We start from the raw sequence: 22,806 nt of genomic DNA, 5'->3' as shown, positions 1-22,806 counted from the left end.
GCCCAGTAAAATACCGAGTTCATGCCCAACAGGCTGCCTAATTGAAGTAACCAGTCTAACTTTATGGGGTCACTACACTATGGATAGTTGGGTGGTTTCTTTTTGAGATCTATTTGAGGTGCAATTAAAAATTGTGAAACTGCAAATAAAAAGATGGAACTGCAATTGAAATCTGTGAAAGTTCAAATAAAAAGGTGGAACTGCAATAAAAAGTTGGGAACTGCAATTAAATCTAAAGTGCAAATAAAAAAGGTAAATCGCAAATAAAATCACTAAAACAGCAAATAAGAAATGATCTGTAAATAAATTACGTGAAAATCAAGAGATAACAATAAATAAGAATAAGGTATGACTAATTCTTTATTTTTCCCGTTCTTTCATATATTTTTCTGCAAGTAATTGTTTAACCTGATTATAAGTCAAACCAGACTTTGCATTTTTTCTTTTCACTTCGTTAATGTCGGTCCCAGTTATCGTAAAGCGTTTATCTTCCATTAGGTTTCATCTCCAAAACAAAATATTTAATTTTATTATTTATATCTAAAACGGAAAATATGCTTTTAAAAATTATGTAATTAAATCGTTATTTTTAATGTACTAAAGAAATGATAAAATTATTGGTAATATAAGGAATAGGGGATAAAACGATGCACGAGGTTGTATTGAAAATTTTATTTTTTATTTTTCGAATATTATTTCAATTAATCTTTCAAATAGTTGTTGAGTGGATCTTTGATTATTTGCCAAAAAAGTTTTTTGGTTATCCTTTTCATGAGAAAGATGATGAATTAATACAAGGGAAAATTTACTTATTAGAAAAGGAACTTTGGTTTGAGCCATACAAAATCTATACATTGGAAATGTTTCAAAGAAAAAGTATTCGAAAATTAATCGTAAAATTAAAGATGTTAGAGATTCAATCGAATGAGGAAAAGAGAAATGAATTCTTATCTGAATTAGATCGGCGATTATTTGACTTAAATCCAATTGGAATTAGAAATAGAAAAACGAGCCCGAATTAACGGCTCGTTTTTTATTTTTTATAAACTTTTACTGTAACTGTTTTAACTCCCCATTTTTGGGCATTTTTCTGACTTGGGATAAATACATCAATTTTATTTCCTTTTAGTGAACCGCCAGTATCACCAGCAATTGCATAGCCATAACCTTCGACATATACTTTAGAACCTAGTGGAATTACTTTTGGATCCACAGAAATAACTTTTGCTTTTGGATTCTTTTTTAAATCTATTCCAGTAGCAGTTTTACCACTGCATCCTTTACAGCTACCAGTGTAAGCTGTAGCTTTCATTTTAATTACTTTATAAGGTGTAGCAGCTTTAGCTGTTGTTTTTTTAGTCGTTGTTTTCTTAGTTGCAGGTTTAATTTGCAATACTTGATTTACTTTAATAAGGTCTGATTTTAAATGGTTCCAAGATTTAATCTGAGAAACTGTTACCTTTTGTTTTTTAGCGATAGCAGATAAAGTATCACCAGATTTAACTTTGTAAGTTGCTGCGTATGTATTTGTCGTAAATCCCATTGTTAGAAAAACAGTAGTAACAAAACATGTCATTAATTTTTTCATATTTCCCGCTCCTGTCGTCTTCTATGTATAATACTTTACCATGGAAATGTGACAGTAAGATTTCAGTAGTTTTATTTTATATTACAAATATATTACCTTTTTTTATAATATTCTATAAATTCTGCATAATAGTTACAGCTTATTTCGACACAATTCCAATTTAAGATTGTTTATCGCTAATTTTTGAGCTTGGATGCTTGATTTTAAAGGACTTTTGAGCCGAAATTAAATGGTAATAGGGAGAAGGTTAAACAGTAAAAACTCTTCAAAAAGGTATGAAATTGACTAGAAAAATAAACTTTTTTATCACAAATAAGATCGGTTTTATTAATTTAGAATTAAAAACTATGTAACAAATCGTGAGGTTTTGTAACATTTGCGTATAATTTAATGTGTTACAAATCCTGAATTTAAGTACAAAAACCTACTAAAATTTACTAAAAACTACCTTCAAATGGAAACATTTTAACATTTCATATTTTCATAAATAGACAAAATGTATGAGTAAACCAAAATTCAACAAACTTGTGTAGGATTTAAAATTGGTAAAAAGTAGTATGATTAGACTAAATATTTTGAATAATGTATAATAACAAATGTACTTATAAAACCAAAAGGTGGGGTCGTATGTCAACCAATACATATTCACTTACATGGGATTTAGATGTTTTCTTTAAAGGAGGCAGTGAATCTCCTGCATTTGCAACATACATAAAAGAAATTACTAATTTAGTAGAAGGAATAGAGAGACAGGTTTCTTTGTTTTCTGCTCCTAAAAGTAGTGATGAGGTCGAGGAATTAGCTGATATCATAGGTAATATTGAAGTAATAGGAAAGAAATTATCGCAAGCTGGTGGATTTGTTGGCTGTTTACAAGCTCAAAATATGGGAGATCAAAAAGCTAATTTATTAGAAGGAACATTAACACAGCTTTATGCAACATTCTCTACTTGTTTAACAAAATTCCATAGTCAATTAACAAAAATTGAAGATTCTGTTTGGAAAAATATTTTAGAAACTGATGAGTTTAAGGAAATTTCTTTCGCATTAAATGAGCGTCGTCAACATGCTAGTGAATTATTATCAGTTGAACAAGAGGCATTAATTACTGCCCTTTCAGTTGACGGATATCACGGATGGGGCCAAATGTACGACACTGTTGTTGGAAAAATGCAGATCGAACATGATGATAAACTTTTATCTATTGGTCAAGCATCAAATCTATTTTCTTCTAAGGAACGCGATGTTCGTAAAGAGATTTTCGAAAAATGGGAAGAAACATGGAGTGATGAGTCAGATTACTTCGCTAAAATATTAAACCATCTTGCAGGTTTCCGTTTAAGTGTATATGGACAACGTGTATGGAATAATGTATTAAAAGAACCATTATCGATCAATCGTATGAGTCAAGAAACACTTGATTCAATGTGGGGCGCGATAATCGACAATAAAGCTCCATTTGTTGAATATTTAGAAAGAAAAGCTAAATTACTAGGCGTTGAGAAATTAAGTTGGTATGATTTAGATGCGCCTGTTGCTGATATTGATTCTTCCGTTTCATATTCTGAAGGTGCAGAATTTATATTAGATCAATTTGGTAAATTTGGTGATGAATTAACTAGTTTTACAAAGATGGCGTTCGAAGACTCTTGGATTGAAGCAGAAGATCGCGCAGGTAAACGTCCAGGAGGTTTCTGTACAGGATTCCCTGAGAGCAGTCAATCTCGTATTTTTATGACATTTTCAGGAACACCTTCAAATGTTTCAACATTAGCACATGAATTAGGTCATGCTTTCCATTCATTTGCGATGAAAGACGTTCATACGCTTAATAAATATTATGCAATGAACGTTGCTGAAACAGCTTCTACATTTGCAGAAATGATCGTAGCTGATGCAGCTGTTAAAAATGCAAGTTCAGATCAAGAGCGTCTAGCTCTATTAGAAGATAAAATCCAACGAAGTGTTGCATTTTATATGAATATTCATGCTCGCTTCTTGTTTGAAACGCGTTTTTACGAAGAGCGTAAAAATGGTGTTGTAAGTAAACATAAAATAAATGAACTGATGGAAGAAGCTCAAAAAGAAGCGTATTGTGGGGCTTTAGAAGAGTATCATCCACATTTCTGGGCATCAAAACTACACTTTTATATTACAGATGTGCCGTTCTACAACTTCCCTTACACTTTTGGATACTTATTCTCATTAGGAATCTATGCAAAAGCATTGGAAGAAGGCAAGAGCTATGAACAGAAATATATTGCCCTTCTAAAAGATACAGCTTCTATGACAGTTGAAGAATTAGCTCAAAAACATTTAGGTGTAGATTTAACTAAACGTGATTTCTGGGAGAAGGCAGTAAAACTATCTCTTAAAGACGTTGAAGAATTTTTATCGATCACTGAATGATAACTTTTTATGAGGAGGACTCGTTTAATTACGAGTTCTTTTCCTGTTTTAAATACTTTTATTAAGTTTTTTGTAGTTTTATTAAAAAAAGATAAGAAAATACGGAGGGGTTTTTAATCATTACCTCTTTAGTAGGGGAGTGACTAGAGTGAATAGTTTTAAATTTCTAAAACCATATAAAATAACAATTGTCGCAGCAATCGTCTTTTTACTTTTGGAATTAGTCGTTGAATTATTTCAACCATATATTTTATCTAATATCATTAACAATGGAATAGTTCACAAGGACATGGCTTATGTTACAAAATGGGGAATCGTCATGATCGTGTTATCGATCGTTGCATTTATTGGAGGAGTATTAAATACTTTTTATGCTACTCATATTGCTCAAAGCTATTCATTTACGTTAAGGAAAACACTATTTGAGAAAGTACAAACTTTTTCATTTACGACGTTTAGTTATTTACCAACTTCATCAATCATTACAAGATTGACAAATGACGTTTCACAATTACAAAGTGCAGTATTTATGAGTTTAAGAATTATTTTGAGAGCGCCATTGATTGTAACTGGTAGTGTCGTAATGGCATTAATTTTGAATTGGAAGCTTTCATTTATTTTATTTTTAATTTTGCCTTTCTTATTTATGTTCCTAAATTGGATGGTTAAAAAAGGTAGAAGACTATTTAAGAATGTTCAAGATAATGTGGATATTGTAAATAGTGTTCTTAGGGAAAATTTAGTTGGAATGAAATTAATTAAAGCCTTTGTACGTAATGACCATGAAAATAATCGATTTCAACATATAAATCAAAATTTAAAACAAAAAACTTCTGTTGCATTACGAACAATGGAAATTACGATGCCAGTTATGCTTCTATTTATGAATGCTTCTATTTTGATTGTATTGTGGTTTGGAAATAGTAAAGTTCATTCACACGAAACAAATATTGGAGATATTGTTGCAATCGTAAATTATATTTCTCGTATTACTTCATCATTTACTGTTTTTTCATTTATCATTAGTGCGTTTTCAAGAATGAGAGCTTCTGCTGAACGAATCGATGAAATATTAACGATTGAAGAAGACTTTGTAGAAAAGAATGAAGGAAACCAACTAGCCAATCGATTGGAAGGAAAAATTCAATTCCATCAAGTTTCTTTCAGTTATCCTAATTCTGAAAAAGAAGTGCTAAAAAATATTTCATTTGTTGCATACCCAGAACAAACTATTGCAATATTGGGTTCAACAGGTTCAGGAAAAACTTCTTTATTCCAATTAATCCCTCGCTTATACGATGTTAATTCTGGAACAATTTTAATTGATGATCAAGACATACGTAAAATAAACAGTAAGCAACTAAGAGGACAAATTGGATATGTCCCACAAGAAGCTCTACTATTTACCGGAACAATAAAAGAAAATTTACTAATGGGTAGAGAAAGTGCATCAGATGAAGAAGTTTATTTAGCTGCAAAACATGCGCAAATTCACGATTCAATTTTAACTTTCCCAAATGGATATGAAAGTTTAATTGGTCAAAAAGGTGTTAACCTTTCAGGTGGGCAAAAACAAAGACTTTCTATTGCAAGAGCAATCCTTAGAAAACCTAGTATCTTATTACTTGATGATAGTACAAGTGCATTAGATTTAAAAACCGAAGCTAGTTTAATAGAAGCTTTAAAAAATTACGAATGTACTACATTAATCATCACTCAAAAAATCAGCACTGCTAAAAATGCAGATAAAATATTAATTATTGATGAAGGTGAACTTGTAGAAGAGGGTACACACGAATCTTTATTAAAGAGTTCAAAACTATATAAAGCAATCTACTATTCACAATATGGAAAGGAGGAAATTCATAATGTTAAAGGAGCTAACTAAACCTTTCCAATATAAACAATTACAATTATCGAAGGATAAGAAGAAAAAGGAAGCTTCTCGAGCAGATAACGTTTCCTCAACATTGAAAAGGATATGGTCTTACCTAGCACTAATGAAAGGTAAACTAGCTGTCGTACTGATAATGGTTTTAGCAAGTTCGGTACTTGGTTTACTTGGGCCTGTATTAGTTGGATATTCAATCGACTATTATATTCTAAAATATAATTTAAGTGGTTTAAGTTGGTTAATCCTTGCTTTAGTGTTTATTTACTTAGGTTATTCAGCATCCTTGTTTTTGCAAAATTTTTGGATGATCGATATTGCTCAAAACACTGTAACAAAAATGAGAACAGAATTATTTAATATGTTTCATAAATTGCCAATGTCATTTTTTGAAAAAAGACAACACGGTGAGTTAATGAGTCGTGTAACAAATGACTTGGAAAATGTAAGTTCGACTTTAAATACTTCAGTAATCCAAGTATTTTCAAGTGTTATAACTTTAGTTGGTACTGTTTCAGTTATGCTTTGGTATAGTCCAATCTTAACTTTATTGACTTTATCAATTGTTCCTGTGTTAATAATTGGTATAAAATGGATTACGCATCGTACTGGCCAACTTTATAAAATCCAGCAACGGAACTTAGGTGAGTTAAATGGATTTATAGAAGAAACAGTGTCCGGACAAAGAATCATCAAGACTTTTTCTCAAGAAGATAAAATGATTCGAGACTTTTTAAATAAAAATGAAAAATTGAAAAACTCGGGATTTTGGGCATTTATCTTTGCCGGATTTATTCCTAAATTCATGAATGTATTAAACAATGTAAGCTTTGCGATCATTGCAGGTATTGGTGGTTACTTTGCCTATAAAGGACATATCTCAATTGGGACAATTGTTGTATTTACTGAGTATTCAAGGCAATTTACTCGTCCTCTAAACGATTTATCAAATCAGTTTAATACATTACTTTCTGCGATTGCTGGAGCTGAAAGGGTATTCTCAATCATTGATGAAGATATTGAAGCGATTGATGAATCTCACATTATTAATGACCAAAAAGTAATTCAAGGTGAAGTTGAATATAAAAATGTTAATTTTTCTTATGGGAAAGATTCAAATACATTAACAAATGTTTCATTCAAAGTAACAAAAGGGGAGACAATCGCATTAATCGGACCAACTGGTGCGGGTAAAACGACTGTAGTAAATTTACTTTCACGCTTTTATCAAATCAATAGTGGTGATATACTCATAGATGGTGTAAGTATTGGTCAATATTCTAGGAAAAACTTGAGACAACAAATGGCATTTGTTTTACAAGATTCATTTTTATTTAAAGGAACAATTCGAGAAAATATTCGATATGGTCGTTTAGATGCAACGGATGAAGAAGTAGAAGAGGCAGCAAAGCTTGCGAATGCACATAGTTTTATTATGAAATCTTCAAAAGGATATGATACAATTTTACAACAAGATGATCAGCAAATTAGTCAAGGTCAAAAGCAACTTCTCTCAATTGCTCGAGCTATTCTAGCAAATCCTGCAATTTTAATTTTAGATGAAGCAACAAGTAGTATTGATACAATTACTGAAATTAAAATTCAAGAAGCTTTACAAAGACTAATGCAAGGCCGAACAAGCTTTGTCATTGCTCATCGACTAAATACAATTAAAAATGCTAATCAAATACTTGTTTTGAAAAATGGAATGTGTATAGAGAGAGGTTCACATGAAGAATTAATTGATAAACAAGGCTTTTACTATGAATTAGTAAAACATCAAGGGATGAATGAAGATCAGCATATACAATAAAGGGTGGAAGCATGGATTACAATTCGTTTAAAGAAATTATTCACGGAAGAAGAAGTATTCGAAAATTTACTGATCAAGCTGTTTCAAATGAAATAATTGAAGAAATTATTGACTGCGCACGTTATGCTCCAAGTGATACAAACTCACAAACTTGGGAGTTTATCATTATTAAAAACACTGACAAAATTAAAAAAATTGAAGAGATGACATGGGATTCTCTACATGAAGTTGCTGAAAAAGCAAAAGAAAAAGGATTAGAAAAAGAAGGTAAACTTTTAGTTCGATCTTTTGGTCCTTATGCAACAGCATTTAGAGAAGCTCCGGTTTTAATAATTTGTTTAGCAACACCTTATGAATCAAAATTCAGAACAAAAATATTTGATCCAATTGGCTTTGTTGAAAATGAAGTTTGGAAAGAAGAAGGAATTAAAAGTAGCTGCTTAGCATCTCAAAACTTAATGTTAGCTGCACATGCATTAGGCTTAGGAACATGTCCAATGACAGGTCCGGTCCTATTAGCTCAAGATAAACTTAGAACGTATTTAGAGATCGAGGATAACCGTGAAATTAACATGGTTATTTCACTTGGATATCCATCTGAACCTGCGAAAAAACTTGCACGTAAAGAAGTTGCAGAGATTATTCGTTACGTTGATTAATCAATTAAGTAGCCCGCGAGGAAATCACTCGTGGGTTTTTTATGTTTTTACAAAAGATTCAACTAAGATTTTGACAAGAAGTTCTATTCGATTAACGAAGTTCAAAACTTTATCAATAACTCATGATTTAAAGATGAAATTTTACATCAATTCAAAATATTATTCTAGTATAAAATAACGTTTGAATTTATATTAATATATCTGTATAATTACTCAAGTGATTAATAAGTAGAAGATTTTTTTATTGAAAGGTGTAGTATCATCATGGATTCGACTAAAAAATTAGGTGTAATGGGTTTATCATTTTTAAGTATAAATGCAATATTAGGATTACGTAATATTGCTTTTGCTTCAACAATTGGTCCTTCAGCTTTATTTTATTGGATTATTGCAGCATTAATCTATTTTATTCCAATTGGATTAATTGTAGCTGAGTTATCTACAACCTATCCAAATCAAGGCGGTATGGGTGTTTGGGTTCGAAAGGCTTTTGGAGAAAAAGCTTCATTTTTATGTTCGTGGTTTTTTTGGATTGCTAATTTTACATATTATCCGTCGCTATTATTAACAACTACAATTGCGATCGCATATGGAATTAACCAGCCACAAATGGCAAGTCATCCTATGAAAACAGCTATTATATCCAGTATTATCTTTTGGGTCGTTACATTACTTACATTAAAAGGTACTAAAATGAGCGGAAGGCTTGCGTCGATTGGGGCGCCACTTGGGGTGTTAGTTCCTGCAATTTTAATTTTTGGTTTCGGATTCTATAGTATGTTTAGCGGTCAACCAAGCGCTACTCATTTTACTCAAAGTACAATCATGCCAAATAATTTATCCTTTGGCACGATTATGTTTTTATCAACATTAATGTTTGGTTTTTCAGGTGCAGAAATGTTAGGAACGATTGCGGGGAATGTAAGAAACCCACAAAAAACATTTCCGAGGGCAATCTTTATCACATCAATCATAATTGCATTAGTCTATATACTTGCAACAGTTGCATTTCAGTTTGTGATTACAATTTCATCTGACCAAACTGCGACAGCACTATACTTATTTGCAGATAAAATAACTACTCAATTTGGACTGAATTTCTCACTCTCTCAAATTTTAGGTATCTGCTTTGTATTAGCATTTGTAGGATCTCTTTCATTTTTAATTTTGAATCCTAGTGTGATGATTGCTGAAAGTGCAAAAGAGGTTCTTCCTAAAAATTTATTAAAAGAAAATAAAGATGGTATGCCATCGATTTTAGTATTAGGTCAAGCAGTTGCAGTTACTTTCATTTTAATTCTTTCTGCTTTTGTACCAAGTGTTTCAAAGGCATTAAATATGTTAATTTTAATGTCAACATTGGCATTTTTTATCCCTTATGTATTTTTAATTAGTGCTTATATTAAACTTCGTATGACTGATAAAAAGATAAACAGACCGTTTAAAATTAAAAACAATTCACTAGCTATATTCGTTGCACTAATTGGAATGGTTTCAGTAGTTGGAACAATCGGACTAACACTTATTCCAGCTCCAGATACTACAGTATTAGAATATTTACCAATCGTACTTGGACCGATTTTATTCGGATGTATTGGTTTTATTCTTTATAGTAATGGAACAAAAGGGAAGAAGAAACAAATGAAAAACTAATAAAAACACCTAAATTATTTATATTAAAATAATTTAGGTGTTTTTTGATTTTTTTAGAAAAGTGACTCTAATTCTGTCACTAATGAACCAACATACTCAACAGCTTCTTTAATCGGTGCACTTGTTGTTAGATCAACACCAGCCATTTTTAAAAGTTCAACAGGTTTTTTCGATCCACCTGTTTTTAATACTTCAATCCAAGCATCAATAACAGGTTTGCCTTCTGATTCAATTCTTCTTGAAATAGCAGTTGATGCAGTCAATCCAGCAGAATAAGTATATGGATATAGTCCCATATAATAATGAGGCTGGCGCATCCATGTTAAACTTGCACCTTCATCGATTTCAACAGAATCGCCCCAAAATTCTTTCAGAACATTACCTTTAACTTCACAGAATGTTGACGCAGTAAGTGGTGTACCTTTTTCAGCTAGTTCATAAACTCTTCTTTGGAACTCACCTTCAAGTAAATGAGTTACAAAGTTATGATAATAAGTACCTAGTAATTGAAGGATGACCCAACGCTTCATCTGAGGATCATTCGTTTGTTTTAATAAATATTGGCCTAATAACATCTCGTTAAATGTCGAAGGTGCTTCAACGAAATACATAGAAGGACGAGTATTTACAACACGTTGATATTTGTTTGCATAATAGAAATGACCAGCATGTCCAAGCTCATGAGTAAGTACAAATGCATTTCTCATCGTATCCTGCCAGCTAATTAAAATGTATGGATGCACTCCATATGGACTAGAACAAAATGCACCTGTTGATTTTCCAACATTATCGGAATAATCAATCCAGCGCTCATCAAACGCTTTTTCCATAATCGAAATATAGTCAGGTCCCATAATCTCAAGTGATTTTAAGATTGTTTCTTTTGCTTCTTCATAAGTAGTACTTGGGTTGAAATCAGGATCTAGTGGTGCTTTTAAATCATAGAAATGAATCGTTTCAAGTCCAAGTTGTTTTTTCTTTAAGTTAGCTAGTCTACGCATATGTGGAGCTAGTTCCTTAAAGATGATATTTAATTGATTATGATACATTTCTAAAGATACTTTGTGGTCTTCAAGTAACATTTGCGTAACTGAATCATAATTTCGTAATTTACTTAAAGCGACTTCCTTTTTTACTTGAGTAGCATAGATTGAAGCATATGTATTTTTGTATTGGGTAAGAGTTTTAGTAAAAGATTCATATGCTTGTTTACGAACTGTATGATTCGGAGAGAATTCATATAAGTTTTCAAACATGGCGAACGAGTTTTCTAATTCTTTTCCATTTTCATCTTCAAAGGAATCGAATTCTAGATCAGCGGCCTTACTAGTTTGGTAAATTCGATATGGGGCAGAGGTAACTTCACCAAGTGCAGCTAAAGCCTCTTCAGTTTCAGGGAGTAATCTATGTTTTTTAGATGCAATAATTTCTTCTAATAATAATTTAAAAACCTCAATTTCATTTTCTTCCTTAATAAAGGCCTCTAACATTTCATTATTTAAATGTAAAAGCTCTGACTGAATAAACGTTAAAGTAGTATTTGCTTTTGTACTTAAGCTTGAAAATTGTAAACTATCCGATTGATTTTGAGAATCTGAACCATCTCCAGACTGAAGTAAGCTTACATATGTACCACAACGAATTAATTGAAGCATAATAGATTCATAAGTTAATAATGCCTTTTTTAAAAATTCAGCAGATTTTAGGACAGAACCTTTCAACGATTTTGCCTCTATTAAATCATTTTCAATTAGTTCTAAAGCAACTAGCCACTCTGCACGAGTTGGATATAAGTCCTCTAATTTCCATGTCATTTCTGTTGGAACCTCAGCACGAGTTAAACGTTTTACTAACATTTTTTCCATCAAATTGCCTCCTTTAGTAGTAGTTGGTACGAGTCTATTATACTGTATAAAAACATTTTAATGGTGGAATTATTCGATAAAATTGAAAATTATAACAATTTTACTGCACAAGCCGTCATTATTTTGATAAAATTAATTGAATTTGGTTAAAAATTTTAACTTTTAGAAATAATTTTGGAAATAAATTTTATTACCTAGAAAGGAGTTTTTTAAGAACGAATGAAAAAACTTAAAATGATCTGTTTACTAACTTTGGCAACTGTTGCACTATCAGCATGTACAATTAAAAAACCTCCACAAAATTTAGCTATTAAACCACAAGGTACTTATGATTTAAAAAATGTTGGGATTAAAGTGGAATCATCACTTCCTAAAAATGCTAAATTTAATCTTCTGTTTAAAGATGATGATACAAAAAAAGTAATCTACGAAACTACTATTAAAACAGATGAAAATGGTACTGCAAATAAGAAAATTTTATTAGATACAAAAAATAAAAACTTAACCGGTTTATTATTTTTTAGGCCTGAAGAGCAACCAAAAAACATTCAAGACAAATTTGGCAAATATGGTGAAAACATTCGCTCCACTACAGAAGGTTATAGAGTTGGGAAAAAGAATAACCAAAAATATATGTATATTAAACAGTTTGGGACATTTTGGAAAATCGGTAAATTAAGTGATGGCGGTTTTCTAGTATTTGGTAAAGATAAGATAAAGCAAGAAAAGGAGGGGGAATAATACACAATTAGATGAACAAGATTGTGTATAAAACATGATACAAACAAGTAGAACTATATCAAAATATCTTCTTCAGTTTTGTTTAACTATATTTGGAATTGGTTTAATTACGGCTACTTCTTTTACGTTATTTTTACCAAAAGGAGAGCGACTAGCAGAGTTTTGGAATCAGATACAAATCTTTTTTTGGAGTTTTTTTTACTTCGATAATTTAGAAGTTTACTTAAAAGAATATCAATATGTTCCGTTTTCTTCTGTATTTTTAGAGCCATATGTTTATTCTTTTACGATCCTTTTTTCAGCGTTTTTGCTTTCAATTTTCGTCGCATTATTTATTGCTTATATAGTAAATTTAGGTCCAAAATCATTTAGAAAAATAATGAATAGCATCCTATTTTTCCTACAATCTATACCAGACGTCGTAATGATTTGCGCATTTCAAATTTTCTTTTTTTGGATTTTTAATAAAACAGGCGTTAAAATTGTGGATCCAATAAGTGGCTTTGAATCGAAAGCTTACGCATTACCGATTATCCTTGTTTCGATTATTCCTACGATTCAACTTTTCCAGATGTTATTTCTAGCAATACAGGAAGAAAGAATTAGAGACTATGTAGAATACGCAAAAGCAAAGGGACTTTCTAATTCTTGGATTATTATCCGTCATATATTTCGTAATGTAACGATTACTTTATTAAGTAATAGTAAGCTAATATTTTGGATGATGATTTCAAATCTATTAATAGTAGAAAAGTTCTTTAATATGAAGGGCTATTTTTCATTTCTATTTAATAACAGCAGATCACCTGAAATCTTTTTTATGGCGCTAGTTTTACTATTTATCCCATTCTTTTTGCTAGAAATTATATTTAAACAAATTGTTATTAGAATGAAAGGGGGACAAGCTGTATGATAAAAGCTAAAAAGTATTCACCAATCATAATAGGTAGCTTTATCATACTTGGCTTAATCACCTTTAGTTTTATTTATACTTACTTTATAAAGGATTCGATAAAACCAGCCCCTGCTTTGTTATACAATGCAGAAGGTAAATTAGTAGACACATATGGTTATCCTCCAAGTTGGAAATATCTTTTTGGTGTCGACCGATTTGGAAGAGATGTATTTTGGATGGTAATTGATGGTGCTAAATACACTTTATCCATTGCCATCGTTGTAGGACTAATGAGAGTCATATTTGGCGGTTTATTAGGCACATTTTTTGGATTCATGAATCAAAAATTATTAAAAATGATTGAACCAATTTTGAATGCATTTCGATTTGTGCCAGCTGTTATCATTATATTTCCATTTTTTGAGAGATTAAATGACGTTCCAGAAGCAGCTAAAGAAAAAACGATTGCAATTCAAATATCATTACTAATCATTATTTCGATACCTGTATTGATGAATTCAATCGGTGAAGAGGTTAGAGATTTTTTGAAAAATGATTTCATTACTAGCTCTAAAGTCATAGGTGCACGAAATGGCTGGATCCGTCGAAAACATGTAATACCATATTTACGAAGCCGTATTCTTTTATTATTTGTACAACAAACTATTCAAACTTTATTTTTACTAACCCAATTAGGCGTTTTTAAACTTTTTATTGGTGGTGTAAAAGTACTTTACTTAGATCTTGGGGTCGATCGACCGATGTCACAAGCTAATGAATGGTCTGCAATGATTGGTGCAAATTATATCGAGTTATCTATTGATTCATGGGTAATCATTGGACCAAGTATAGCTTTTATTGTTTCGATATTTGCTTTTAATCTAATTAAATTGGGCATTGAGCGTTTAATGGAAAACCAAACTGGTCTTCAAAAGAAACAACCTATGAAAAATGAAGGTTTATACCATGGATTAAATGATTTTGATTTTGTGAATAAGGAAAAGTTATATGAAGTTAGCAGGATCGTAGAAGACGAACCTAAAACGAGTGGACAGCTAGTAACTAGATAATAATGTAATAGAAAACCTTTGTTCTAAATAGTGAATAAAGGTTTTTGTTTTTGAATATAGAGGTAACCTCAAAATTCGCATAGAAGTATAATAAAAATTATACAAAAAGATGGAGCAGAGACATTGAACATTAATTTAGTGGAAAAAGACGAAATTCCCCCAAATTACAGGAGGGGATCTTGAATGTATAATTACTTTTGTGGAGTTACTAACAAATCAACTATTTACATAACAGGAGTCTAATTTTATGAAAAAAATAATTCCAGTTTTACTACTAATATTAGTCATATTTACTGGTTGTAATTCTGATACGATTTATACACCTCTTTATAATGGGAAAAAATTAATTGTTGGTGTGATCGGTAATTTTCCGAAAGTAAGAGAAGAGAATTTGAAATTCAAACATATTAATTTGGATAAAATTGAAGAAAGTAAAAATCTTTCGTCGGAATTTGATGCCGTATTGATAAAGAAGGAGCATCTTTCTGAAGCTGCCAATCATAAATATCTGGCTATATATCAACATTCTGGTCTTCCATTTTTCTTTATAGATTCAAAAAAATCATTTGTATTAATTATTAATGGTCAAATATCCTACAAAGATGCACCTGATATGGTTGAACAATCCTATGCTGAGGGTATTTTAGATGAAAATCATTTCTGTGGATATGGACTATACAATGACAAAGTAAACGATGGTAACATTAAGGATGTATACACACAAATTTTTAAGACAATTGAGTCTGGCAAATGCTTCAACGATTAATAAATATAATTTTTGAGTTTGTAGGAGTTTTACTGAAATAGCTGCAGTGAAAGATAATGTTAAGTGAATTATGCATTTAGCAGTATATGAAAAGAGTGAAAAAACCAAATCCTAATTGTTCTGATTCTTTCACTTTTTTTGAATTTCTTATTCCATATAATGGCTGTTAAGTTAATTATTTAATGATTGGATGTCTTTTATCTTCTGCCCAATCATTTATAAATGGTTTTTGGCGTGGATTTAAGTTAGCAGGAAGGTCTGTCTTACTAAAAAAACGATGTTCTCTGCTTTCAATATCCTTTTGTTTTAATTCTCCTGTATATTGTTTAGATCTAAAAATTATTTGAACACTGAATGCTTTATCTCCATTAGGGTACTGAACAAAACATTTTTCACCTGAGTAAATACCAAACAACTCTAAGCTCGTTACAGTAAGTCCCGTTTCTTCAAGGGATTCCCTTTTTGCTGCCTCTTCAAAAGTTTCTCCAATTTCCATAATGCCACCTGGAATGCACCAATTGTCTTCATCTGTTCTGTGTTGCAATAATATTTGTTCATTATCCTCAATAATGATCCCACAACCTACAGTGAAAAGGGTTTCGTTACCAATATATTTCCTCATATTTTTAATATAATCCATTTGAAAATCTCCTTCATCGTACTAATCCTTCAAAATTCGACAGAAGGGATAAATTATCCTTCTTTTTTAACTGACTGTCTATTGAACGGAATAATTGATATTTTCATCCATAGAGATCTTTTACTTTAAAAAGTTGTGTTTAGTTTAGCAAGAAAGGACTCTCTAAGTATTAATAGAATATATAAAAAGTATTATTTAAGTGTTTAAAGTAGAAAGGGGTATTCTTATGTTATCTAAGGACAAAAATACAGAAAATATTTTTTTGCCACCTAAACATATTATTTCAGCTGCGACAATTGTAATTAATGAGCAAAATGAGATTTTATTAATTAAAGGTCCGCTTAGAGGTTGGGAAATGCCAGGTGGGCAAGTTGAAGAGGGCGAATCATTAAAAGAAGCTGCAATTAGGGAAACAAAAGAGGAAAGTGGGATTAATATTGAAGTTTTGAAATTTTGTGGAGTATTTCAAAATGTTAGTGCTTCGATTTGTAACACTTTGTTTTTAGCTAAACCAATTGGGGGAAAGTTGACAACTTCATCAGAAAGTTTAGAAGTGGGATATTTTCCAATTGAGAAAGCTTTAACGATGGTAACTTGGAAAAACTTCAAGCAGAGAATTGAATATTGTTTGAATGAAAACATGCATCCCTTTTATATAGAGTTTTAATATTCAACTAACAAATTTTCGATATTTTAGCATACATAAAATATGACAATATCATTTTCAAAAATAAATCTTTCTCCTAATATTTGAATTTCCAAAAGCATTTCTCAATTTCGTTTTCACTTCTTATCTCTTTATCTGGGGAATATACATTAAGATGTTTAATGTTTTTCAACTCTTAAAATATTATAATTTCGGGGGAATATATGAACGCTTCTTCTTTTTACATGATTGTTATTGTGGTTGCTGCTTTGGTATTATGGCGAAGAACGAGAGCTATGTATCACCCTATTAAAGGAAGAGGAGTTCGCCTTCTTCTCCCAATGCTATATTTGCTGATCCCTAGTATTCCTATTGTTTTGAATCCGAAGGCTCAAGCAACTAGCTGGGAATGGATTTGTGCACTTCTCTTTGGATTTATTTTATCTATTCCACTTATTTGGACGACTAACTATGAACTTCGATCCGATCAACAAATCTACGCTACAAAGAACAGAAGTTTCATCATCGTCTTTGTTATAATTTTTATTATCCGATTCCTACTTCGCGATTATTTAAAGTGGCTCGGCAATGAGACTGAGGCAGCACTTTTTATGACTGTCGCAATCGGATATATTTGCCCTTGGAGAATTGTTTCATTTCTCAAGTTTCGGCGAATATATAATAAAAGAAACTATAATAATAAAGAATCCCTTCAGAAAAATATCTGAAGGGTATTTTCGTTTCTAAAATAGATTCACACCATTACGAAAAATACATCTGACTCCGACGTACCTTAGTTTAAATATTTTTTTACAAATGTATAAACTGAATCAGCAAATGTTTTTTTGCGCTCTTTCAAATAGTTAAAAAGTGCTACTTTGTCTTCGTATGAAACATTCCAGTCTTCTGGGATATCCTGAATTACTTCATCAATTGAGGCTTCTGATAATGCTAGGATTTTTTCAATATAAGACGTTATGATGTTTAAGTCATTTAACATGTCTACCGTCCAAATATGAACGATTGAATCCTTTTTAAACTTTTTGGATTTTTGAAGAGTTTCTGCATTCCATTTGTAACCTCCTGGAAAACATTTTCCATGATCAATCATATGAATGTCATACCGTTCATCTGGGACTCGTTTTAAAAGTATATTGCTTTTAGTGCGATCTGCATCATGCACCCAATAATCGAAAACGAGAATTCCAGCTAAAACATGGGGATTATTAACTTCATGTATTGCAGGGCGCGGAGGTTTTTTCGCAAGGCCAGTACAGTTATCAATAAAAAGGCTAGCAAACTGTTTGCCTGGTTGGTATTGAGAAGAAAATTTTTTGGGTATTTGCTGAATTTGCTTTTCAGACATATTTACAATTTCAAATGGTACAACAGGCAAATTCAACAGTTGACCCAATCTAGCGACAACGTATTCGTTTACAAGTTCCCTTGTTCCATGGAAATTATTTTTACATTTAACTGCATAATGATTACCATCACTAAACAAAAATAAATGTGCAGCATTTCCTGGCAGCGTTTCTATATAACTTATCGGTACAATCATTGTTATAACTCATCCTCCTTATTAGGTAGAACATATTACTCTATTCTATATAAGTAGAAGGTTATTGGACAAAAGAATTAATGAACTAGAAGAATTTGTTGCTTTTCACTAATATCATATTCGGTCGATTTATATGCTCTGAATTTAATTTTTGTAAGAAAAGGACTTTGAATAAAGGATAGAGAATAAAGGACTTGATTACTACTTAGGAGTTGAGAAAATGAAAATTTTAATTAAAGAACTACCTGAATATGAGGTTGCGTTTTTCAGGCGCGTTGGTTCATACATTGAAGAAAATGAGGAACATTGGGATAAGCTATTAAATTGGGCAATAAATAATGGACTTTTTCCACCTCAGCAATCTTTCATAGGAATTTCTTTAGATAATCCAAATCTAGTAGAAAGTCATAATTGTCGTCATGATGCATGTGTAACCATACCTGATAATTTTAATAAAGAGAAACATGAAAATATGCAATTTAGAAAATTAGATGGTGGGCAGTACGCTTTGTATCAATATTACGATTCTCCTAATATGTTAAATAGTGGTTATAAATTTATGTATGAAGAATGGTTACCAAATAGTGAGTTTGAACCTGATTACGACCGCTTTAACTTAGAATTTAGTATGAATAATCCTGCAGAAGACCCAGAGGGAAAAGCTAAAGTTCATTTATTTGTGCCGGTTAAAAATCGTACACTTTAACTTACTTGTTACTTTAATAAATGTTATAAAGTATAGTAAATAATTAAAATGATTATCTACTAACCTAAACATCTTCTTTCAAAATGATGTAAGTATTGTTATTTCTTGGTAATAATAATATAATTAAACAGAATTTAAATTAAAATTATATCCTTTGTGAAAGGGTGTTAGACTATGAATTTCACTATTTATTTTGGAAATCATGAAGATAAAGAAGTACATACAATGGATTGTTATGTAGACATTGAGGAAGAAACTGTTTCTTAAGCTACCGATCTTAATAAGAATTATTTCAAGGATGCGAAAAATTTTCGTATCCTTTTTTCATTTTTGAGATTTACATTTTAAAATATATTGTGTATGATTAAAATATAAAAAGCGAACTAATGTTCTATATATAGATTTTAGAAGGAAAGGAACTTGCATGATGAAAAGAAATGGAGCCACTAAAAGGAATTCAAAAACACCTATTATATCCAATACAGGTTTTATCGGAGCAAGTTTCATTGATATGGAAGAATTGCAAGAAAATCAATATTATTTCACAAGGAAGCAACCTTTAATTATACATGAAGTATTAAATGGTCTATTACAAGCTGCATCTGCATTATTTCAGAAACAAAATATTCCAGCATATATCGCATGTGAATATTTACGTGAAGAAAAGAAAATAGGCTTAATTTTATCAAAAAAGCCATTCGAAAAAGAAGAAGGAATTCGTTATTTTATAGAATATCTTCGTGAGATTGGTCACTTAAATAATGAAAAAACAATAAGGGCTGAAATTTCAAATACAGGATTTATTGGCGTCATTTTTGTGGATTTATCCTATATTACAAGGTTTACATTCGAAACTGAAATGAAGTTACTTTCTGCTTTCGCTATTAATTTCATGGAACCCTTAAAAGAAATTTATCATCAAAATAAAATTCATTTATATATGTCAGGTGTTGAACTTCAAAAAGAAGATAAGTTAGGGTTTGTACTTTCTAAGAATCCTTATGATGAGCGAAAAGAAGCGAACTTGTATTTTAAGGAATATTTGAGAGAAAGAGGCTTGTTAAAAAATTATAAAGAGAATGTGTTTATTCAAAGACATCGAGCATAGATTTTTTCATTAAATCTAATATAACGATGAATTTTGGTTTAAAAAATACATATTAAATCCAAGAGGAACTAGATTAATCAGTTTCTCTTTTTGTTTATTCAAAAAAAGTTCATTATTTGTACAAAGTTAGAAACTAACTTAAAGCATTCGTTTGCATAATTTATAGAAAGGAAATAGTTAAAAAGTAACGAATACTAAATATAAGACTTACCAAAAAGGTGGCTAAAACGATGACGAATAATGGAAAATATGTAGATTGGTTAAGTGAAATTGTAAAGCGTCATGAAAAAGAAGGTGGATTTGAAGATTTACCTGGATTAGGTAAACCATTACCTAAGGAGCTCTTAAAAGATGATCTATTAACAACTGTTGTTAAGAAGTCGGGTTATAAACCAGATTGGGTTATACAACAAAAGAAAATATTTAAGAAACTTGAAACGATTTTGATGAAAATCAATTCTGATGAAAATAGTAAAGAAATAGCTAAAATGATCACGGAAGTAAATGATGAAATTAAGAAATATAACTTAGGCTGTCCTTTTCCAATGCAAAGAAATTATGTTAATAAGGAAAACCTTGAGAATCAAATGATTTATTGGAAATAAGTTTGTGAAAAAATGAACGTTTTCATTATATTGATGTTTATACTTTTTTAGACGGTATAAGCATCTTTTTATTTTCCAGCTTAAAAATAGTAAATCTATGAAAAAATCTATAATTAATGTTAATGTAAAATAAATACATAGTAAGTATAGTTGTACAGGGGGAATTAGAAATGAGCGCCACTCTTGAAGTAAGGAGATTAGATCGAAATTTTCCATTTTGTTTATTTTCAAATGATGGATTGACGTTAGTTGGTCATCATTGGCATAAACTCGTAGAAATCATTTATGTACAAAAAGGCACTTTAAAGATTGGTGTAAATGATGAATTACTTCATTTAGAAGAAGGAGAATTTTATATCATTAATAGTGGTGACATACATTATTTTTTATCTTCACCAAATAGTATGAGATTGGTCGTGCAATTTGATTTTACTATTTTCGAAGATGTACAGTTTTTGAAAAAAAATAATATGGAACTAATCGAATTGTTTAATTGTATTCAAAAATCTAGTGTTTATTGGATTAAAGAAGTTAAACAGAAGATGATTAGCTATTTAAAAGAACTTGAAAGTGAATTTATCGATAAAAAAGAAGGATACGAATTGGCAATTAGAGCTAGACTATATGATATGTTACTACTAATCTATCGAGATCTACCTCATACAGAAAATAATAAGCTTAACTATCCGAATAGGAAGGCTAGTCTTTTAAAATTAGAAAAAATATTTCATTATATAGAAGAGAATTATATGAATGATATTACATTAAATGATGTTGCGAATTATATCGGCTTTACGAATTCATATTTTGCAAAGTTTTTTAAAAAATACACTGGTTCAACATTTTGTCATTTTGTAAATCAATATAGAATAACGAAGGCTCAATGGTATCTATTTAATGAAGATTTACCAATTACAGAAATTGCTTATAATGTTGGTTTCATCAATGTGAAAACGTTTAATCGATTATTTAAAAACGAGGTTGGTTTATCCCCCACCCAATATAAAAAAGACAATATTTGAGAAGTTTTAGGCAAGGTGTAAGGAAGACTGAATTGGAATTTTTCTATAAACTGGGAATGTAAATAACATTTCCGGAGGTTATCATAATGAAATTAAAAGTAGGAATAATCGGTTGTGGCGGAATAGCTAATGGTAAACATATGCCAAGTTTAGCAGCATTAGATCATGTAGAAATGGTAGCTTTTTGTGACATTATTGAAGAACGCGCTTTTAAAGCTAAGGCACAATTTGGTGTTGAGGAAGCAAAGACATATACAGATTATAAGGAATTATTAGCTGATGAATCAATTGATGTAATTCACGTTTGTACACCAAATAAATCTCATTCATTTATTACGATTGATTCTTTGGAAGCAGGTAAACACGTTATGTGTGAGAAGCCTATGGCAAAAACTTCAGCTGAAGCAAAAGCAATGGTAGAAGCTTCTAAACGTACTGGAAAAAAATTAACGATCGGATATCAAAATCGTTTTCGAAACGATTCACAATATTTAAGCGAAGTTTGTAAAAATAATGAACTTGGTGAAATTTATTTTGCAAAAGCTCATGCGATTAGAAGAAGAGCGGTACCTACTTGGGGCGTATTTTTAAATGAAGAAGAGCAAGGTGGCGGACCATTAATTGATATTGGTACTCATGCTTTGGATTTAACATTATGGCTAATGGATAATTATAAACCTAAATTTGTAGTTGGAAACGTTTACCACGAATTATCACATAAAGAAAAGGCTGCAAATGCTTTTGGACCATGGGATCCAAATGAATTTAAAGTGGAAGACTCTGCATTTGGTTTTATTACAATGGAAAATGGTGCAACCGTTATCCTAGAATCGAGCTGGGCTTTAAATACTCTTGAAATAGGAGAAGCTCAAACTACACTTTGTGGTACTGAAGGTGGAGCTGATATGAGAGATGGCCTCCGAATTAATGGGGAAGCATATGGGCGACTTTACGATAAAACAATTGATATTCAAACTGGTGGCGTAGCTTTTTATGAAAGTGCAACCGATTCCGCTGAAGTGTTAGAAGCGAGACAATGGATTGACAGTATTATTAATGATACAGAACCAACCGTTAAACCTGAGCAAGCATTAGTTGTAACTCAAATTTTAGAGGCAATCTATGAATCTTCAAAATCAAAGAAACCGGTATATTTTAACTAAAAAAT

General features: G+C 30.9%; 22 protein-coding genes. 17 read left to right on the top strand and 5 right to left on the bottom strand.

What is annotated here, in order from left to right:
* Positions 1–360: 360 nt before the first annotated feature.
* Positions 361–495, bottom strand: coding sequence for a hypothetical protein (locus AN960_RS25100; protein WP_056473244.1), 135 nt, complete (start codon positions 493–495; stop codon positions 361–363).
* Positions 496–647: 152 nt separating this feature from the next.
* Between AN960_RS25100 and AN960_RS15220 the strand changes: the two genes are divergently transcribed.
* A complete protein-coding gene (locus tag AN960_RS15220) occupies positions 648–1,022 on the top strand; it encodes a hypothetical protein (protein ID WP_056473243.1) in 375 nt (124 codons plus the stop codon).
* 11 nt (positions 1,023–1,033) lie between these two features.
* On the opposite strand, the gene AN960_RS15215 is transcribed toward AN960_RS15220, so the two are convergent.
* Positions 1,034–1,588, bottom strand: a complete 555-nt coding sequence (locus AN960_RS15215; protein ID WP_056473241.1) for a 3D domain-containing protein — start codon at positions 1,586–1,588, stop codon at positions 1,034–1,036.
* A 627-nt stretch (positions 1,589–2,215) separates the two neighbouring features.
* Between AN960_RS15215 and AN960_RS15210 the strand changes: the two genes are divergently transcribed.
* The 5 genes from AN960_RS15210 to AN960_RS15190 all read left to right on the top strand — a co-directional run bounded on the left by AN960_RS15210 (position 2,216) and on the right by AN960_RS15190 (position 10,013).
* Positions 2,216–3,997 carry a M3 family oligoendopeptidase gene (locus tag AN960_RS15210; RefSeq protein WP_056473238.1) on the top strand — a complete coding sequence of 594 codons (1,782 nt, stop codon included), beginning with the start codon at positions 2,216–2,218 and terminating at the stop codon, positions 3,995–3,997.
* A 148-nt stretch (positions 3,998–4,145) separates the two neighbouring features.
* Positions 4,146–5,885: an ABC transporter ATP-binding protein gene (locus tag AN960_RS15205; protein WP_056473236.1), complete on the top strand. Its 1,740-nt coding sequence runs from the start codon at positions 4,146–4,148 to the stop codon at positions 5,883–5,885.
* A complete protein-coding gene (locus AN960_RS15200) occupies positions 5,866–7,701 on the top strand; it encodes an ABC transporter ATP-binding protein (RefSeq protein WP_056473233.1) in 1,836 nt (611 codons plus the stop codon). Before AN960_RS15205 ends, AN960_RS15200 begins: the two co-directional genes overlap by 20 nt.
* An 11-nt stretch (positions 7,702–7,712) precedes the next feature.
* Positions 7,713–8,360, top strand: a complete 648-nt coding sequence (locus AN960_RS15195; protein ID WP_056473231.1) for a nitroreductase family protein — start codon at positions 7,713–7,715, stop codon at positions 8,358–8,360.
* 264 nt (positions 8,361–8,624) lie between these two features.
* Positions 8,625–10,013: an APC family permease gene (locus AN960_RS15190; RefSeq protein ID WP_056473228.1), complete on the top strand. Its 1,389-nt coding sequence runs from the start codon at positions 8,625–8,627 to the stop codon at positions 10,011–10,013.
* A gap of 53 nt (positions 10,014–10,066) precedes the next feature.
* Here the strand turns inward: AN960_RS15190 and pepF are convergent, their stop codons facing one another.
* On the bottom strand, positions 10,067–11,878 hold the full coding sequence (pepF, locus tag AN960_RS15185; protein ID WP_056473226.1) for an oligoendopeptidase F: 1,812 nt from the start codon (positions 11,876–11,878) through the stop codon (positions 10,067–10,069).
* A gap of 219 nt (positions 11,879–12,097) precedes the next feature.
* On the opposite strand from pepF, the gene AN960_RS15180 reads away from it, so the two are divergent.
* The 4 genes from AN960_RS15180 to AN960_RS15165 all read left to right on the top strand — a co-directional run bounded on the left by AN960_RS15180 (position 12,098) and on the right by AN960_RS15165 (position 15,350).
* Positions 12,098–12,619 (top strand): hypothetical protein, encoded by a 522-nt coding sequence (locus tag AN960_RS15180; protein ID WP_056473223.1) that lies wholly within the window; start codon positions 12,098–12,100, stop codon positions 12,617–12,619.
* A 34-nt stretch (positions 12,620–12,653) separates the two neighbouring features.
* Positions 12,654–13,532 (top strand): ABC transporter permease subunit, encoded by an 879-nt coding sequence (locus AN960_RS15175; protein WP_056473220.1) that lies wholly within the window; start codon positions 12,654–12,656, stop codon positions 13,530–13,532.
* Positions 13,529–14,584, top strand: coding sequence for a hypothetical protein (locus tag AN960_RS15170; RefSeq protein ID WP_056473217.1), 1,056 nt, complete (start codon positions 13,529–13,531; stop codon positions 14,582–14,584). The genes AN960_RS15175 and AN960_RS15170 overlap by 4 nt, the downstream gene beginning before the upstream one ends.
* Before the next feature lie 247 nt (positions 14,585–14,831).
* Complete coding sequence (locus AN960_RS15165; RefSeq protein ID WP_056473216.1) at positions 14,832–15,350, top strand: hypothetical protein; 519 nt, start codon at positions 14,832–14,834, stop codon at positions 15,348–15,350.
* A gap of 175 nt (positions 15,351–15,525) precedes the next feature.
* Here AN960_RS15165 and AN960_RS15160 read toward each other — a convergent pair whose 3' ends face one another.
* Entirely contained in the window at positions 15,526–15,990 is a 465-nt protein-coding gene (locus tag AN960_RS15160) for an NUDIX hydrolase (protein ID WP_056473213.1), read from the bottom strand.
* A gap of 226 nt (positions 15,991–16,216) precedes the next feature.
* Here AN960_RS15160 and AN960_RS15155 point away from each other — a divergent pair, with 226 nt between their 5' ends.
* Both AN960_RS15155 and AN960_RS15150 read left to right on the top strand, forming a co-directional pair.
* Positions 16,217–16,657: an NUDIX hydrolase gene (locus tag AN960_RS15155; protein WP_056473210.1), complete on the top strand. Its 441-nt coding sequence runs from the start codon at positions 16,217–16,219 to the stop codon at positions 16,655–16,657.
* A gap of 203 nt (positions 16,658–16,860) precedes the next feature.
* The gene (locus AN960_RS15150; RefSeq protein WP_056473207.1) at positions 16,861–17,364 is read left to right on the top strand and encodes a CcdC protein domain-containing protein; all 504 of its coding nucleotides are present in this window, start codon (positions 16,861–16,863) and stop codon (positions 17,362–17,364) included.
* A 65-nt stretch (positions 17,365–17,429) separates the two neighbouring features.
* Here AN960_RS15150 and AN960_RS15145 read toward each other — a convergent pair whose 3' ends face one another.
* Entirely contained in the window at positions 17,430–18,197 is a 768-nt protein-coding gene (locus AN960_RS15145; protein WP_056473204.1) for a HipA family kinase, read from the bottom strand.
* A 220-nt stretch (positions 18,198–18,417) separates the two neighbouring features.
* On the opposite strand from AN960_RS15145, the gene AN960_RS15140 reads away from it, so the two are divergent.
* The 5 genes from AN960_RS15140 (at position 18,418) to AN960_RS15120 (ending at position 22,801) form a co-directional block, all read left to right on the top strand.
* Positions 18,418–18,903, top strand: coding sequence for an AraC family transcriptional regulator (locus AN960_RS15140; protein ID WP_056473202.1), 486 nt, complete (start codon positions 18,418–18,420; stop codon positions 18,901–18,903).
* 424 nt (positions 18,904–19,327) lie between these two features.
* Complete coding sequence (locus AN960_RS15135; protein WP_056473200.1) at positions 19,328–20,011, top strand: hypothetical protein; 684 nt, start codon at positions 19,328–19,330, stop codon at positions 20,009–20,011.
* 230 nt (positions 20,012–20,241) lie between these two features.
* Positions 20,242–20,616, top strand: a complete 375-nt coding sequence (locus AN960_RS15130; protein WP_056473198.1) for a DnaJ family domain-containing protein — start codon at positions 20,242–20,244, stop codon at positions 20,614–20,616.
* Positions 20,617–20,786: 170 nt separating this feature from the next.
* A complete protein-coding gene (locus AN960_RS15125; RefSeq protein WP_056473196.1) occupies positions 20,787–21,638 on the top strand; it encodes an AraC family transcriptional regulator in 852 nt (283 codons plus the stop codon).
* 86 nt (positions 21,639–21,724) lie between these two features.
* Entirely contained in the window at positions 21,725–22,801 is a 1,077-nt protein-coding gene (locus AN960_RS15120; protein ID WP_056473194.1) for a Gfo/Idh/MocA family protein, read from the top strand.
* Positions 22,802–22,806 lie beyond the last annotated feature (5 nt).

It is taken from the genome of Bacillus sp. FJAT-25509 (assembly GCF_001420605.1).
Classification (GTDB): Bacteria; Bacillota; Bacilli; order Bacillales; family Bacillaceae_G; genus Gottfriedia.
This window is presented reverse-complemented; position numbering and strand designations above follow the sequence as displayed.

Excerpts from the sequence above, each read along its gene's own strand:
- AN960_RS15150 (WP_056473207.1), top strand. The coding sequence starts at position 16,861 with ATGAACGCTTCTTCTTTTTACATGATTGTTATTGTGGTTGCTGCTTTG.
- AN960_RS15120 (WP_056473194.1), top strand. The coding sequence starts at position 21,725 with ATGAAATTAAAAGTAGGAATAATCGGTTGTGGCGGAATAGCTAATGGT.
- AN960_RS15180 (WP_056473223.1), top strand. The coding sequence starts at position 12,098 with ATGAAAAAACTTAAAATGATCTGTTTACTAACTTTGGCAACTGTTGCA.
- AN960_RS15165 (WP_056473216.1), top strand. The coding sequence starts at position 14,832 with ATGAAAAAAATAATTCCAGTTTTACTACTAATATTAGTCATATTTACT.
- AN960_RS15210 (WP_056473238.1), top strand. The coding sequence starts at position 2,216 with ATGTCAACCAATACATATTCACTTACATGGGATTTAGATGTTTTCTTT.
- AN960_RS15160 (WP_056473213.1), bottom strand. The coding sequence starts at position 15,990 with ATGGATTATATTAAAAATATGAGGAAATATATTGGTAACGAAACCCTT.
- AN960_RS15195 (WP_056473231.1), top strand. The coding sequence starts at position 7,713 with ATGGATTACAATTCGTTTAAAGAAATTATTCACGGAAGAAGAAGTATT.
- AN960_RS15215 (WP_056473241.1), bottom strand. The coding sequence starts at position 1,588 with ATGAAAAAATTAATGACATGTTTTGTTACTACTGTTTTTCTAACAATG.
- AN960_RS15140 (WP_056473202.1), top strand. The coding sequence starts at position 18,418 with ATGAAAATTTTAATTAAAGAACTACCTGAATATGAGGTTGCGTTTTTC.
- AN960_RS15125 (WP_056473196.1), top strand. The coding sequence starts at position 20,787 with ATGAGCGCCACTCTTGAAGTAAGGAGATTAGATCGAAATTTTCCATTT.
- AN960_RS15190 (WP_056473228.1), top strand. The coding sequence starts at position 8,625 with ATGGATTCGACTAAAAAATTAGGTGTAATGGGTTTATCATTTTTAAGT.
- AN960_RS15200 (WP_056473233.1), top strand. The coding sequence starts at position 5,866 with ATGTTAAAGGAGCTAACTAAACCTTTCCAATATAAACAATTACAATTA.
- AN960_RS15135 (WP_056473200.1), top strand. The coding sequence starts at position 19,328 with ATGATGAAAAGAAATGGAGCCACTAAAAGGAATTCAAAAACACCTATT.
- AN960_RS15220 (WP_056473243.1), top strand. The coding sequence starts at position 648 with ATGCACGAGGTTGTATTGAAAATTTTATTTTTTATTTTTCGAATATTA.
- AN960_RS15170 (WP_056473217.1), top strand. The coding sequence starts at position 13,529 with ATGATAAAAGCTAAAAAGTATTCACCAATCATAATAGGTAGCTTTATC.
- AN960_RS15145 (WP_056473204.1), bottom strand. The coding sequence starts at position 18,197 with ATGATTGTACCGATAAGTTATATAGAAACGCTGCCAGGAAATGCTGCA.
- AN960_RS15175 (WP_056473220.1), top strand. The coding sequence starts at position 12,654 with ATGATACAAACAAGTAGAACTATATCAAAATATCTTCTTCAGTTTTGT.
- pepF (WP_056473226.1), bottom strand. The coding sequence starts at position 11,878 with ATGGAAAAAATGTTAGTAAAACGTTTAACTCGTGCTGAGGTTCCAACA.
- AN960_RS25100 (WP_056473244.1), bottom strand. The coding sequence starts at position 495 with ATGGAAGATAAACGCTTTACGATAACTGGGACCGACATTAACGAAGTG.
- AN960_RS15130 (WP_056473198.1), top strand. The coding sequence starts at position 20,242 with ATGACGAATAATGGAAAATATGTAGATTGGTTAAGTGAAATTGTAAAG.
- AN960_RS15155 (WP_056473210.1), top strand. The coding sequence starts at position 16,217 with ATGTTATCTAAGGACAAAAATACAGAAAATATTTTTTTGCCACCTAAA.